Here is a 13,752-nt window from a genome sequence, read left to right as displayed (position 1 = left end):
GCCTCACCGGGTCGGCGGCCGAGCCACCCTGCCTCAGAGCAATGACCAGCACCCCCGCCCTCCCAGCCGGCACTCCCCCTCACCGCTCAAAAACGCAAAAGTCATTCCCCTCCGGATCCGCCATCACGTGCCACTCCCGATCCCCGCCCCGCTCCGCCACCATCCGCGCCCCTGCCGCACGCAGCTCGTCCACGTCTCCCCACACGTCCAGATGCATCCGGTTCTTCACCGTCTTGCGTTCCGGCACCGGGTTCAGCCAGATCAGCGGCCCCTCGCCGCCGGGGTCGACGATCGCCACCGGCCAGTCCGGCGGGCGCTCACCAGGCGGGGTCCGGCGGACGTAACCCAGCGCCGAGCACCACCAGTCCGCCAGTGCCTGATGATCAAGAGCGTCGAGTGCCAGGTCTTTGAACTTCGCGGGCATGATCCCCTCCCTATCCCTGCCGACGATCGTGACACCCGCCACCGACAATTTCGCGCGTCCCGAGTCGCCACCTGCCAGGATGGGCGGCGTGGCCCACGAATCCGACCAGGTCTGGAGCGCCACGGTCGACCATCTGCGCGCGATGATCGACTCGGGCGAGCTTCCGCCGGGCTCGCGCCTGCCCGCGGAACGCGCGCTGTGCGAGCAACTCGGCATCAGCCGCGGGTCGTTGCGGCAGGCATTGCGTGTCCTGGATTCGATCGGCTACGTCCAGATCCGCGCCGGTTCGGGCACCTACGTCCGTGAGCAGGGCACCGAGGAAAGCCCGCTGAGCAGCTGGTTTTCCGAGCACGAGCAGCTGGTGGAGAAGCTGTTCGACCTGCGCGCGACCGTCGAGCCGACGCTGGCCGAGCGACTCGCGCGGCAGCACACGCCGCGCGTCGTGCAGCGGCTCGCGGACAATGTCGCGGAGATGGAGGAGGCCGCGGCGAACGGCGACATGCTGCGCGTCATCGCGACCGACGCCGAGTTTCATCGGGTGATCGCCGGAAACGCGGGCAACGACGACGTCGCCGACCTGCTCCGCTCAGTGCTCGCCCTGGTCGGCGAGGAACGCCGGGCCGCGCTGCGGCTGCCTGGGCAGATCCGCAAAGCCGTGGCCGAGCATCGCGCGATCCTCGAGGCCATCAGCCGCTCGGACGCTGCGGCCGCTCGAGAGATCACGCTCAAGCATTTGCTGGACGCGAAAACCTACGCCCACGATTACGCGTCTTCCTGATCAGCACACGCAGAAAGCCCGCGTCCGGATGATGCCGCGCCCAGCAATCAGCGCTACAGTCTTCATAAGTTTGTGAAAACTTTGCCACGATGGGGGCCGGACCGTGGAAAAAGTGCACTTCACCGAGGAGAAGGCAACCAACCTCGGCACGCTGTACGCCCGTGCGCTCGACGCTCGCCGAAAAGACCCGATCCTCGGCGACACCGCCGCCGACGAAGCGGTCAAGAAGATCGACTACGACTTCCGCAAGCTCGGCGTGAACGAGAACGCCGCCGTCTCCGTCGCGATCCGGGCGCGCGCGATCGACGAGATGGCGGGCAAGTGGCTGGCCGAACACCCCGGCGCGATCGTCGTGCACCTCGGCTGCGGGATGGACACCCGCGTGTACCGGCTCGACCCGCCGCCGTCGGTCACCTGGTTCGATGTGGACTACCCCGAGGTCGTCGACGTCCGCGGCCGGATCTACCCGGAGCGGCCGGGGTACTCGATGATCGGCTCGTCAGTCACCGATTTCGGCTGGCTCGACCAGGTTCCCGGCGATCGCGAGGCGCTGATCGTGGCCGAGGGGCTCACGATGTACCTCACCGCGGAGTCCGGCACCGAACTGGTCCGCAGGCTCGTCGGCAAGTTCCCGTCCGGCCGGATCGTGGTCGATTTCTTCAGCTCGCTCGGGATCAAGGCGCAGACACTCAACCCGGTGGTCCGCCGCGCGGGCGCGACTTTGCATTGGGGCATCGACGATCCGCACGAACTGGAACGCTACGGTCTCCGCCTGGTGTCCTGTTTGGACGCCACCGACTGGGCGAGCGACGAAGCACTGGCGAAGATCCCGACCGGGTCCCGGCTGGCGCTGCGCGCGTCGGCGCTGTTCCCGATGATCCGGAAGATGGGCCGGATCGCCGAGTGGGATTTCTGACTCCCTAGCGAACCCGGCGCAGCACCGCATCGGCGACCTCGGCCACCGGCACCGTGGTCACCACGGTCACCACCTCGAACGTCGCCGTCGAACGCAGCAACGGCTCCACCTCGTCCACTAAGGACCGGTCGCTTGTACAACCAGCCGCTCGCTCACCACCACGCGACCCGATCCGGTCTGATCACGAGATGAGCCGGAACAGCGGTCCTCGCGTCGGCAGTAGTCCAGGTGTCCGACCAGGTTCTGCCGGTTTCGCGGGACAACTGCCATCGATCAGGACAAACCCTGCGATGGCGGCAGCTACCGGGTTTCCAGCACCCGCGCCACGAACCGCCCGATTTTCTCGCTCATCCGCTCGACGCGTTGTTCCTCCGTGAGCGATTCCTTCGGCTGCGGCACCGCTGGCTTGAGTTCTCCGCGCAGGTACGCGCTGCACGCCAGGTCGGCGCACAAATACGTGCCCACCGTGTTGCCGTCGCGACCGGGCTTTCCGGCCAGCCGGGCGGTGAACAGCGTGATGTCGGCGAGCGGATGCGTCGTGGAGCAGAACGCGCACATGTTGCTGCGCAGCCGAGATTTCGCCGGCGGCGCGGCGCGCAACGACAGGCCGATCACCTCGTCGCCGTGCGGCACGACGAGGTACGCCCGGCCGGGCGCCTTCACGTCGCGCCAGCCGAGGAAGTCGCGCTTCTCCCACGGGATGTCCACCGGCAGCGTGACGGACTTGGCTTCCCCGCGCGAACAGTTGACGAACGAGGCGCGGATCTCGGCGGGGTCGAGCGGTTGCATACAGCCACGCTAACCATCGCCGCACCGCGAGGGCGACGGCTTTTTTCGCTCCCGGACCCGCCACCCCATACGATCTGCGGGTGCGCACGATGATCGCGGGGAGGTTCCGGCTGGTTCTGCGCACCAGTCTGGGCTTCGCCGCGCTCGGCGTCGGATCGAGTGTCGCCGGTGCCGGGGTCGTCGCGTTGCTGCTGCTCCTGCAGGGTTTGCCGGAGGACGTCGACGATCGCGGCTGGGTGCTCGGAGTCACCGCGGCGGGAGTGGTCGCGCTGGCCCTGATCGTCGGCACGCTCTGGACCGCTTACCTGCAACGCCGGACCGTGGTGTGGTTCACGATCGGCCGCCCGCCGACCGCGGACGAGGCCAAACGCGCACTGCGGCTGCCCTTTGACATGGCGGTGGTGAGCGGCACGCTCTGGCTGATCGGCGCGCTCGCGCTGGGCATTCTGGCCGGCGTCCTCGGCTCGATCGGCGACGCGGCGGGCATCGCGCTCACCATCGGTCTCGGCGGCCTGACCACGGTCGGGCTCACCTATCTGGCCGCGGAATGGGTCGCGCGGCCGGTGATGACGATGGCGCTCGACGTGCTGCCGCCGCGCGGTTCGCTGCCGGTCACGGTGCTGACCCGGTTGGTCGTCACGTGGGTGCTGGCCAGCGGCGTGCCGCTGATCGGCGTGCTGCTGGTGACCACCCCGCCCGATCTCGGCCGCGACGGAAACCCGACGGCGAGCCTGATCGTGCTGTCCGTGACCGGCCTGACGACCGGCGCGATCGGCACCGCGCTCCTGTCCCGCGCGGTCGCCGCGCCGCTGCACCGGCTGCGGATCGCGTTGGACGGAATCGCGCGCGGGCGCAAGGACGTGCACGTCGACGTGGACGATTCCAGCGAGATCGGGATGCTGCAGACGTCGGTCAACGACCTCGCCGCCGGCCTTCGCGAACAGGACCGGATGCGCGACCTCTTCGGCCGGCATGTCGGCATCGACGTCGCCCGGCACGCGCTCGAATACGGCGCTTCGCTTTCCGGGGACGTCCGCGAGGTCACCGCGCTGTTCGTGGACGTCGTGGACTCGACAGCGCTCGCCTCACGCACTCCGCCGCAGGAATTGGTCGAGAAACTGAACCGGTTTTTCGCGAGCGTGGTGTCCGCTGTGGACGCTCGCGGCGGGCTGGTCAACAAGTTCCAGGGCGACGCCGCGCTGTGCGTTTTCGGTGCACCGACCCGGCTGTCCGACGGTCCGACGATGGCACTCGCCGCGGCCCGCGCGATCCGCGACGCGGTGGTGTCGGAAGGCGAGCTTGACCTGGGCATCGGCGTCGCGACCGGGCAGGTGTTCGCCGGGCAACTGGGCGCGTCGAGCCGCCTGGAGTACACCGTGATCGGCGACGCGGTGAACGAAGCAGCGCGGCTCACCGAACACGCGAAAGCCGTGCCGTCGCGGGTGCTCGCCAGCGAAACGACGGTGAAGGCCGCGCTCGGCGGGGAACGGGAACACTGGCGGCTGCACGGCGAACTCCACCTGCGCGGCCGCCACCGCGAGACCCGGACCTGGACGACCTAGTACTCCCGCCCCTCGTTCATCACCTCGGTAATCCGGGCCAGAAAGTCCCGCACCACAGCGTTTTCCGACTCGCTGAGCGTGCGCGACACCGCGTCCAGCTTCTCGATCGCCGGCCACCACACCGCCGCCGCGACCGTGCGGGCCTCTTCGGTGACCGTGACCGCCACCCGGCGCCGGTCGGTGTCGCTGCGGACGCGCGCGAGGTAACCGGCCTCTTCCATCCGGTCCACCAGCGTCGTCGCCGACGGGCCGCTGATCCCGAGGCGGCGGCCCAATTCCACCGGCCCCATCGGCCCGTAGTGGTTGAGCAGCGCGATGGCGGTGAGGTCGTTCGCGTTCATTCCGACGCTCTTCGCCATCCGCGCCATCAGGTCGCGGCTGGCTTCGATGACGTCCCGCACCGCGAAGGTCGTCTCGTTCACGCGCTCGAGCGCTGCCTGGTTCTCGTCCACGCGGCCCTCCTTGTCAGTAGAGAAACTAATAGATAGATTAACTAGGTATCTGAGCAACGGCAAGGAGGGGCACCATGACCCGTCGCAGTCTTCTCATCTCCGGGGCCAGCATCGCCGGCCCCGCGCTCGCTTCCCGGCTCGCGCAGTCCGGCTGGGACGTCACCATCGTCGAACGGTTCGACCACCTGCGCGATGAGGGCCAGAACGTCGACATCCGGGGCGTCGGCCGCCAGGTGCTGCGCAAGATGGGGCTCGAAGAAGCCGTCCGCGCCGCGCACACCGGCGAGGTCGGCACACAGTTCGTGGACGAACGCGGACGCGTCGTCGCGGAATTCCGCGCCGGCGAGGGCGATTCCGGAGGCGGGACCGCCGAGATCGAAATCCTGCGCGGCCAGCTGTCACGGCTGCTGTATGACCAGTCAGCCGGCGAGACGACGTATCGATTCGGCGACCAGATCCACGCGCTGCACGACGACGGCGCCGGCGTGGACGTCGACTTCCAGAGCGGCCGAACCCAGCGCTTCGACGCCGTGGTCATCGCCGAAGGCCTGCGTTCCCGCACCCGCGCGATGCTGATGCCGGACGCGCGTCCGCACGAACTCGGGCTCTACACCGCGCACCTCGCGATCCCGCGCATCGCCACCGATACCGCTTGGTGGCGCACGATGTTCTGCGACCGCGGGCGGATGTTGTTCCTGCGTCCGGACAACGTCGGCACGATGCGCGCCGGGCTCTTCTTCCTGTCCGACGTACGCGGCTTGGACCGGCTCACGCCCGAAGACACGGTGGCGATCCTGCGCAAGACATATGCCGACGTCGACTGGGAAGGGCCGCGCATTCTGGCCGAGATGGACAACGGTTCGCTGTACTTGGAGGACGTCGGCCAGGCGAAACTGCCGACGTGGCACCAAGGCCGGGTCGTGCTGCTCGGCGACGCGGCTTACTGCGCTTCGCCGGTCAGCGGCATGGGCACGACGCTCGCCCTCACCGGTGCGTACATCCTCGCCGGAGAACTCAGCACGAACGAAGACCCACGGGCCGCGTTCAGTCAGTACGAACACCTGATGCGGCCGTTGGTCACCGAAGCGCAGCGGCTTTTCCCCGGCGCGCCGCAGGTGACGATGCCGCGGGCGCAGGGGCATCGAACCGCGATCCATGCGGCGCTGCGGATGGCGAGCACGCCGTTGGCGCGACGGCTGGGCAAGGCCGCGGGACGGTTCGGGAAGCCGCGTTCGGAGGCGATCGTGCTGCCGGAGTACGCGTAACTCAGGGCATCTCGGGCCAGGTCAACACCGTCGAACCCCAGGTCAGCCCGGCCCCGAACGCTGTCAGCAGCACCTTGTGCCCCGGCGTCAGCGTCCCGTCGGCGACCGCGTCCGCGAGCGCCAGCGGGATCGACGCCGCGCTGGTGTTGCCGACCCGGTCGATGTTCGACACCACCGCGTCCGCGGGCATGCCGAGCTGCTTCGCGGTCGCCTGCAGGATGCGGATGTTCGCCTGGTGCCCGACGAACCGGTCGACGTCGCCGACCATCCAGCCCGCCTCTTCCAGCACCGCGCGCGAGGATTCCGCCATCCGCGCGCACGCCTGCCGGAACACGGCGGTGCCCTGCATGACCATGAACCGGTCCTTGGGGTTCTCCGGCACCCGCTGCGCCGCGCCGCCCGCCTCGACCCACAGCAGCTTGGCCAGCTCACCCTCGCTGTGCAGGTCGAACGGGCCCAGTGCGCCGCGTTCGCCGGGCTCGCCCGCGCGCAGCAGCACCGCGCCGCCGCCGTCGCCGAAGATCGGCACCGTGGTGCGGTCGTCCGGGTCGACGAGCGAGGTGAAGACGTCCGCGCCGATCACCAGCACCCGCTCGGCGATCCCGCCCGCGATGAATCCGGCGGCGGTCGCGAGCGCGTAGATGAAGCCGCTGCACACCGCGTTGACGTCGAGCGCCAGCACCGTGCCGAGGCCGAGCCGCGCCGCCACCTGCGGCGCGGTGGCCGGGCACAGCTGGTCGGCGGTGGAGGTGGCGAGCACGACGGCGTCCGCGTGCCCGTCCGGGCCGAGCGCCGCCCGTCCCGCCTCCTCGGCGAGGTCCACTGTGGACTGGCCGGGGGCGACCCGGCGGCGCTCCCTGATCCCGGTGCGGGTGCGGATCCACTCGTCGGTGGTGTCCAGGCGGGCCGCGATCTCGTGGTTCGTCACGACGCGTTCGGGCAGCGCGCCGCCGAGTCCGGCGACGACGGCGGCGCGGTGGCGCGACCGGACAGCACTCATGGCGGAACCTCCCAGACCGGCTTGTTGGCGGACGTCGCCGGTTGCCTCCCCTTGTATGGCCTACCCCTGGGTAGACCGGCCAGTTGTGTTCCACGTCACTAAGAGACCTCTTCCACATTCCCTCAATAGGAGGTATTGCGGTCGGCGGTTCATCCGCGTGGTAATTGCGAGGCTTTTTGTCGGTCCGCCCGGTTAGCCTGAAGTGTGCGCACTCCCGACCTGGACCAGCTTGACCTCGCCATCCTGTCCTGCCTGCAGAACGACGCCCGCACGATCGCCGAGGTCATCGGGTCCAAAGTCGGCCTGTCCGCCGCGGCCGTGCAGCGGCGGATCAAACGGCTGCGCGAGGCCGGAGTGATCGAGAAGGAGATCGCGGTGCTGTCCCCGGCCGCGCTCGGGCTGGACATGACGTTCGTCGTCATGGTCGAAATGGAGCGCGAGAGCATGGCGGTGCTCGACAGCTTCCGCACCCAGGTCCTCGCCGACGACTGCGTGCAGCAGTGCTACTACGTCACCGGCACCGCGGACTTCGTCCTCGTGGTCACCTGCCCGGACATGGCGGCGTTCGAGAATTTCGCGCGGCGCACGTTCTTCGACAACCCCAACGTCCGGCACTTCACCACGAGCGTGGCGATGGACCGGGTCAAAGTGGGCCTCACGCTGCCGCTTTCCTGATCCGCGCGGAAACGCAAGGGTTCTGTGTCCGGCGTTACGTGTTCGCGTCCTGATGCAACCGATCGCGTGAACGTCGGCGAAACGACGTCATGTGCTCCCCAGTCGATCATCTCCCTGCCGACCAGTTCGCGAGGCGCGAACGACCGGAGGACTCCAGGAGCAGCCGTGCACACCACCGACGCCGTACACCAGACCCAGTTCGTACTGCTGAACGAGAGCACTACGCCGGTGCTGTCCCGCCTCTCCTTCCACGTGTCGGAGCCTTACGCGGTCACCGTGGCGTTCCGGACCGAGCGCGGCCGGTGGATCGAATGGACTTTCGCCCGCGAGCTGCTCGTGACCGGGCTGGACGAGCCGACCGGGATCGGCGACGTGCGGATCCGCCCGGATCTGTCCGAGGACGAAGCCTTGCTGACGCTGGAAATCGAGTCGCCGGACGGTTACGCGTCGTTCGAACTGGAGCGCGCCGACCTCGAGGCGTTCCTGGAATCCTCCTACGAGCTGGTGCCGCTCGGAGCCGAGAGCGAGCACTTCGACATCGACGGGCTGATCGAGGAGATCAGCAACGTGTGAGAAGACCTGCCGATCCCGCGGCAATGAGGACAAGGGCGGTTCGAGTGCGCTGGAGGCACTCGAGCCGCCTTTGTCGCATGTGGACTCACTGTAAGCCGGAGCACAGTACCGATCGGGATGTCACCCGCCAAGCTCACCCGAGCTGCCGTCAGTGCCGCGGTCCTCGCGAGCGCCTTCCCCTCGCGGCCCGCGGTTCCGCGACCGATTCCGCCGCGCCATCCTGAAACGAAAGAGTGCCTGCACCGCCGCCGGTGCAGGCACTCCCCGCGGAAATCAGCCGCGGACGAGCGTCGTGCCGGTCGCGGACAGCGCGACGTTCACCGGGTAGTAGTAGCTGTTGACGGTGTCGCCGCCGGAAACCATGCCCTGTGCCTGGTTTCCGCTGATGAACGAGCCGCCGGAGTCGCCGTGGTCGGACCGGGCGTTGGTGAGCACCATGCCGGTCACGGTGCCTTCCTGGTAGCGCACGGTCTGGTTCTTGGCGCGGATCGTTCCGCAGGTCCAGCCGGTGGTGGAACCGGACTTGCACACCGAGGCGCCGACCGCGGCCTCGGTGGAACCGGCGACCCGGGTGCCGTTGTTGATCTGGCCGACCGGGGTCCAGTTGCTGTTGACCCGCGCGGCCGCGTAGTCCGCGCCGGGGAAGCGGTAGGTGGAGAACTGGCCCATCGCGACCCGGTTGTAGCCGGACAGCGCGCCGCCGCCGGTGAGTGCCGCGCAGTGGCCCGCGGTCAGGAATCCGCCGTTCACCGAGAATCCGACGGAGCAGCGGGATGAACTGCCGATGTAGTACGCGTCCCCGCCGAGCACGTTGTAGTGCGCCTTGGGCACGGCCGAGGTTTCCGTCACGCTCACCGCCGCACTGTCCACACCGGACTGCCGGACGAACTGCTCCGCCGCGCCGCGCTGTCCCTTGAGGACAGTCAGGCTGATCCGGTTGCTGGCGGTGTCGATGCCCCAGCCGGTGACCGACTTCGGCGCGGCCTTCTCCTGGGCGTTGAGCTTCTGCACCGTCGAGTCGAGCTGCCGGGCGCTGAACCGGACGACCTGCGCCTCGGCGCCGGCCGCGCGCACCTGGCCAACCAGCGACGCGTCGGTTACCGCGACCACGGCCTTGCCGGTCGCCGCGTTGAAGCTCGTGCCGCTGAAGCGTTCGCCGAGAGCCTTCTCCAGTGCCGCGCCGACCTTGTTCGCGGCCTCCTCGTTCGCGAGGCGGGCGAGTGCCTGACCGTGGGTGAGGCCGAGGTCGCGCTGCATCGCCGGGACCATGTCGGGGTTGAGCGGGGCGGCACTCGCGGCCGGGACACCGGCGAAGATCGCCGTCACCGCCGCGGCAGCGGTTGCGGCACCGAGGAATCTGATGGCTTTCATGCTTCTCCCTCGCGTTCGGTTCCCCCCGGCCTCGAAGGGTGCGGCGGCGGTTCGATCCCCTGCAATAAGTGGCGGCGAGAATAGGTAGCGGAGCAATCCTTAAGTAGGGACTTGCGCGACTACCGAGCGTTCGCCGCCGGAGTGGGCGTCCGTGGGTTGTTCCGCTGAACCGGGGAACTCCGCGAGGTTTCGCACTCTTTGTGACCACGCGCCGGGTTTTCTTCTGCCATTTGGTGACCGTACGGAGGCACTCGTGTGAGGAGCGTGCCCGCGCACCCGCCGAGAGTCGGTTTACCGAGCCCCGCGCACTGCTTAAGCTCCGGGCGAAACGGACAAGACGCTCGCTGGGGAGGTCGTGATGTGGCCGGCCGTTCCGACGTTGGTTTCCGTGCGTCCGCGTCCGGCGGCATTCGCCGGACGCGACCGCGAACTCGCCGCCGTCGCTGAAGTTCTCCGCCACCGGCCCGCCGCGGTGCTGGTCGAGGGCGCGCCGGGAATGGGCAAAACGCGGCTGCTGGCCGAACTCGCCGCGCGGCCGGAATTTTCCCGGATCCGCGTGCTGCGCGGCGCGTGTCCGCAGTTGGCCGAGCCCTTTCCGTACGGTCCGGTGCTGGAAGCGTTGCGTTCCGCCGGGGATCGGCTCGGGCCGCTGAGCCCGGTTGCCGGTGCACTGCAACCACTTCTTCCGGAGCTGGCCGACGTTCTGCCGCCCGCGCCGGAGCCGCTGCCGGACGCCAGCGCGCAACGGCATCGCGTGTTCCGCGCGTTCCGCGAACTGCTGATTGCCTGCGGGCCCACCGTCTTGCTGATCGACGACCTGCATCGCGCCGACCCGGGAACCGGTGACCTGCTGCGGTTTCTCGCTGTCGACTGGCCGCCGGACCTGGGCGTCGCCGCCACTTGCCGCACCGGGAAATCCAGCGTCCGCAGCGTTCCCGGAGTGCACAGCGCGCAGGTCACGCTGGGGCCGTTGGACTCCGCGGCCGTCTCCGCGATGGCTTGCGACCTTCTGGGTTTGCCCCGGATCAACGCCGACTTCGCGGTGAAGCTGCATGAGTACACCGCCGGGATTCCTTTTGTCGCTGAGGAAACTATCCGCGCGCTGCGTGGCGTCGAGTTGACCGATTCGGCGTTGGAACGGCTGGAAGTTCCTGTCGCGCTTCAGGAATCGGTGTCCAGGCAGTTGTCCGCGCTGCCGAAATCCGCGGTGCAGCTCGCCAAAGCCGCGGCTGTGCTCAATGTTCCCGCCGAACCGTCGATGCTGAATGAGCTGGCCGGGTTGGCCGAGGACGAGATTGTGTTGTCCGGCGGACTGCTGGACGAGGTCGACGACAATCGCTACGGCTTCCGGCATCCGTTCGCGCGCAAGGCAGTATACGATGGACTCAGCGTCGCTGAACGAAAACTCTTGCACACCAAGGCAATGCACCTGCCAGGTCAACCCCTGTCGCTGCTCGCCGCACACGCCCAGGCCGCCGGATGCGTCGAGGAATGGCGGCGCTACGCGGAAGAAGCTGCCGACGAAGCGATCGCGCACGGCGATACCGCACGCGCGATCGACTTGCTGCAGGCGATCGTCGCGAAGGCGGACGAGGACGCGGTCGGCCGGTTGGCGAAGAAGCTCAGCGACGTCGCGCTGCGCGTCTTCCGCCCGGATGTCCATCTGACGCTGGAAAAAGTGCTCGAAGACCGTCCGCTCCCGCCAGCCGTGCACGGGACGATCCGGCTCGCGCTGGGCATGCTGCTGGTCCGCGTCGCCGGTCGGCTGGAGCAGGGTCGCGCGGCGGTCGAACGCGCCGTCGCCGAGCTGTCGGATCGACCGGAACTGGCCGCGCGCGGGATCAACCTGCTCGCGCTGCCGTTCGACGGGCTCACGCCGCTGTCGTGGCACGAGCAGTGGATGCGGCGCGCCAGGGAAGTCCACTCTGGACTGACCGATCCCGAGCTGCGGCTGACGCTCACCGGAGACCGGATCGCGACCGCCTCGCACATCGGCGACGGTTCGGCGTGGGCGGAGTTCGAGGCGATGCCGGTCACCGCGCCGAGCGTCGCCGAACGCGTGCAGCTGGCCCGGCTGTGGTGCAACCTCGCCGACGCACAGTCGTGGGCCGGACACCTCGACCGGACGGAACAGCTGGTCGCCGAGGGTCTGCGCCGAGCTTCCGAAGCTGGCGCGCTGTACCCGAAGGGCCTGATCGAAGGCACCGAAGTGCGACTCGCCTGGTTCCGCGGCAAATGGGACGGCCTGGCCGAAGCGACCGAGGACGTCCGCACGCGGCACCCGGCGCTGGGCGCGATCGTCATGGAGACGTCGCTGGTGCTGGGCGGGCTGGCCGCAGTACGCGGTGAGTTCGCGGCGGCGCGAAGACACTTGGCCGACGCCTCGGCGCACCGTCCGGGCGAAGGCCCTATCCCCGTTGTCTTGTGTGCGGCTTCGGTGTTGATCGGCGTGCATCTGGCGACCGACGACGTCGCCGCTGCCTGCGAAGCCGCCGATGTCGCTGTCGACGCCGCGCGCCGCAAAGGCGTGTGGGTCTGGGCAGCGTCGCTCGTCCCAGCTGCTGCGGAGGCGTACACGCGCGCAGACCGTTGGCACGACGCTGACGCCTTTGTCGAAGAGTTCGCGCGCGGCATCGAAGACCGCGACGCACCTCTCGCCGCCGCAGCTCTGCACGCTGGCCGCGCCGTCCTGACAAACGCCCGCGCGAAGCACCTCGCCGCCGCGACGCTCTTCGACACCGCAGCCGACGCGTACGCAGCACTGCCGATGCCGTACCTCGCCGCAGGCATGCGTGAACGCGCAGCGCATTGTCGCCTCGAAGCAGGCCAAGACGGTGCGACGGCTGCTCTCAGCGAGGCTGCCGCTGCGTACGTACAGCTCGGTGCCACGCGCGACGCTGGCCGCTGCCATCACGTGCTTCGCGAACACGGTGCCTGGGCACCATCACAGCGCGGCCGTCGCGGCTACGGTCGCGAACTGTCCCCGCGAGAGCGCGAAGTCGCCGAGATGCTCGCGGAGGGCCGGACGAACCGGCAGATCGCCGACGGCTTGTTCCTGTCGCCACGCACGGTGGAGCAGCACGTGGCGAAGGTGCTTCGCAAGCTAGGCGCGCGAAGCCGCACGGACGTCGCGAGGAAGCTGCCAAGCGTTCCGTCACCCTGAAGCCGGTTCGTCCCCTTCGGCCGCACTGCCCCACGACACGTCTATCTCTGCGACGCGCCGACCCGCGGTCCGCGCCCTACCGTTGTCGAGGTGGCCGACGAATCAGTGCCTGCCTGGCGGCGGGCGACCAAAGGCGAGACCCGATGGCCCGCGACGGCCGTCGTCATCGGGACCCTCGCCCTGCAGCTCGCCCTGCCCGACGAGATGGTGCTGCACCCGTGGTGGCTGCTGCCCTCGCTGACCGCCGTGCTGATCATCGCGCTGCTGTTGCTCAACCCCGGCCGGCTCAGCGAGTTCAACATCGTCGAGCGCATGGTGGCGCTGACCTCGCTCGCCGTCGTCAGCGTGCTCAACGGCGCGTCCGCGGTGCAACTGGTGATCGGGATCGCACAGGGCGAGCAGCGCGGGCACGCGGTGCAGGTGCTGATCAGCGGCGTGGTCATCTACTGGACCAACATCGTCGTCTTCTCGCTCTGGTACTGGGAGTTCGACCGCGGCGGCCCGGCGCGGCGCGCGGCGGGCCGGGCGAACTTCCCCGACCTGCAGTTTCCGCAGATGAGCGACCCGTCGATGGCCAAGGCCGAATGGGAACCGCGGTACCTGGACTACCTCTACACCTCGTTCACCAACGCCACCGCGTTCAGCCCGACCGACGTCATGCCGCTGCGGATTTGGGCGAAGATGACCATGATGGTCCAGGCCGGGATCTCGCTGCTGCTCGCTCTGATGGTGTTCGCCTGGGCGGTCAACGGCCTGCAGGGCTGAAACCCACTGGTCTCGTCGG

At 68.9% G+C, this 13,752-nt stretch carries 13 protein-coding genes; 8 read left to right on the top strand and 5 right to left on the bottom strand.

Annotation, left to right across the window (positions count from 1 at the left end):
* Window positions 1-79: 79 nt before the first annotated feature.
* Window positions 80-424, bottom strand: coding sequence for a VOC family protein (locus ACZ7SW_RS04120; RefSeq protein WP_470228922.1), 345 nt, complete (start codon window positions 422-424; stop codon window positions 80-82).
* Between the two features lie 79 nt (window positions 425-503).
* Between ACZ7SW_RS04120 and ACZ7SW_RS04115 the strand changes: the two genes are divergently transcribed.
* Both ACZ7SW_RS04115 and ACZ7SW_RS04110 read left to right on the top strand, forming a co-directional pair.
* Window positions 504-1,202 carry a FadR/GntR family transcriptional regulator gene (locus ACZ7SW_RS04115; protein ID WP_470229240.1) on the top strand — a complete coding sequence of 233 codons (699 nt, stop codon included), beginning with the start codon at window positions 504-506 and terminating at the stop codon, window positions 1,200-1,202.
* Between the two features lie 103 nt (window positions 1,203-1,305).
* Window positions 1,306-2,118 (top strand): class I SAM-dependent methyltransferase, encoded by an 813-nt coding sequence (locus ACZ7SW_RS04110; RefSeq protein WP_470228921.1) that lies wholly within the window; start codon window positions 1,306-1,308, stop codon window positions 2,116-2,118.
* 300 nt (window positions 2,119-2,418) lie between these two features.
* On the opposite strand, the gene ACZ7SW_RS04105 is transcribed toward ACZ7SW_RS04110, so the two are convergent.
* The gene (locus ACZ7SW_RS04105) at window positions 2,419-2,907 is read right to left on the bottom strand and encodes an FBP domain-containing protein (protein ID WP_470228920.1); all 489 of its coding nucleotides are present in this window, start codon (window positions 2,905-2,907) and stop codon (window positions 2,419-2,421) included.
* Window positions 2,908-2,996: 89 nt separating this feature from the next.
* Between ACZ7SW_RS04105 and ACZ7SW_RS04100 the strand changes: the two genes are divergently transcribed.
* Window positions 2,997-4,469 carry an adenylate/guanylate cyclase domain-containing protein gene (locus tag ACZ7SW_RS04100; protein WP_470229239.1) on the top strand — a complete coding sequence of 491 codons (1,473 nt, stop codon included), beginning with the start codon at window positions 2,997-2,999 and terminating at the stop codon, window positions 4,467-4,469.
* Here the strand turns inward: ACZ7SW_RS04100 and ACZ7SW_RS04095 are convergent.
* Complete coding sequence (locus ACZ7SW_RS04095; protein ID WP_470228919.1) at window positions 4,466-4,921, bottom strand: MarR family winged helix-turn-helix transcriptional regulator; 456 nt, start codon at window positions 4,919-4,921, stop codon at window positions 4,466-4,468. The two genes, ACZ7SW_RS04100 and ACZ7SW_RS04095, sit on opposite strands and share 4 nt — an antisense overlap.
* A 74-nt stretch (window positions 4,922-4,995) precedes the next feature.
* Between ACZ7SW_RS04095 and ACZ7SW_RS04090 the strand changes: the two genes are divergently transcribed.
* Complete coding sequence (locus ACZ7SW_RS04090) at window positions 4,996-6,186, top strand: FAD-dependent monooxygenase (RefSeq protein WP_470228918.1); 1,191 nt, start codon at window positions 4,996-4,998, stop codon at window positions 6,184-6,186.
* A 1-nt stretch (window position 6,187) separates the two neighbouring features.
* On the opposite strand, the gene ACZ7SW_RS04085 is transcribed toward ACZ7SW_RS04090, so the two are convergent.
* Window positions 6,188-7,186: a beta-ketoacyl-ACP synthase III gene (locus ACZ7SW_RS04085; RefSeq protein ID WP_470228917.1), complete on the bottom strand. Its 999-nt coding sequence runs from the start codon at window positions 7,184-7,186 to the stop codon at window positions 6,188-6,190.
* A 204-nt stretch (window positions 7,187-7,390) separates the two neighbouring features.
* Here ACZ7SW_RS04085 and ACZ7SW_RS04080 point away from each other — a divergent pair, with 204 nt between their 5' ends.
* Together ACZ7SW_RS04080 and ACZ7SW_RS04075 are read left to right on the top strand one after the other, a co-directional pair.
* Window positions 7,391-7,861: an Lrp/AsnC family transcriptional regulator gene (locus ACZ7SW_RS04080; protein WP_470228916.1), complete on the top strand. Its 471-nt coding sequence runs from the start codon at window positions 7,391-7,393 to the stop codon at window positions 7,859-7,861.
* 165 nt (window positions 7,862-8,026) lie between these two features.
* On the top strand, window positions 8,027-8,434 hold the full coding sequence (locus ACZ7SW_RS04075) for an SsgA family sporulation/cell division regulator (RefSeq protein WP_354750869.1): 408 nt from the start codon (window positions 8,027-8,029) through the stop codon (window positions 8,432-8,434).
* A 273-nt stretch (window positions 8,435-8,707) separates the two neighbouring features.
* On the opposite strand, the gene ACZ7SW_RS04070 is transcribed toward ACZ7SW_RS04075, so the two are convergent.
* Window positions 8,708-9,805, bottom strand: a complete 1,098-nt coding sequence (locus ACZ7SW_RS04070; protein ID WP_470228915.1) for a S1 family peptidase — start codon at window positions 9,803-9,805, stop codon at window positions 8,708-8,710.
* A gap of 358 nt (window positions 9,806-10,163) precedes the next feature.
* Between ACZ7SW_RS04070 and ACZ7SW_RS04065 the strand changes: the two genes are divergently transcribed.
* Both ACZ7SW_RS04065 and ACZ7SW_RS04060 read left to right on the top strand, forming a co-directional pair.
* A complete protein-coding gene (locus ACZ7SW_RS04065; protein ID WP_470228914.1) occupies window positions 10,164-12,968 on the top strand; it encodes an ATP-binding protein in 2,805 nt (934 codons plus the stop codon).
* Between the two features lie 90 nt (window positions 12,969-13,058).
* Window positions 13,059-13,733, top strand: a complete 675-nt coding sequence (locus ACZ7SW_RS04060) for a hypothetical protein (RefSeq protein WP_470228913.1) — start codon at window positions 13,059-13,061, stop codon at window positions 13,731-13,733.
* Window positions 13,734-13,752: the final 19 nt, after the last annotated feature.

The sequence above is a fragment of the Amycolatopsis sp. NPDC114484 genome (genome assembly GCF_055633755.1).
This window is presented reverse-complemented; position numbering and strand designations above follow the sequence as displayed.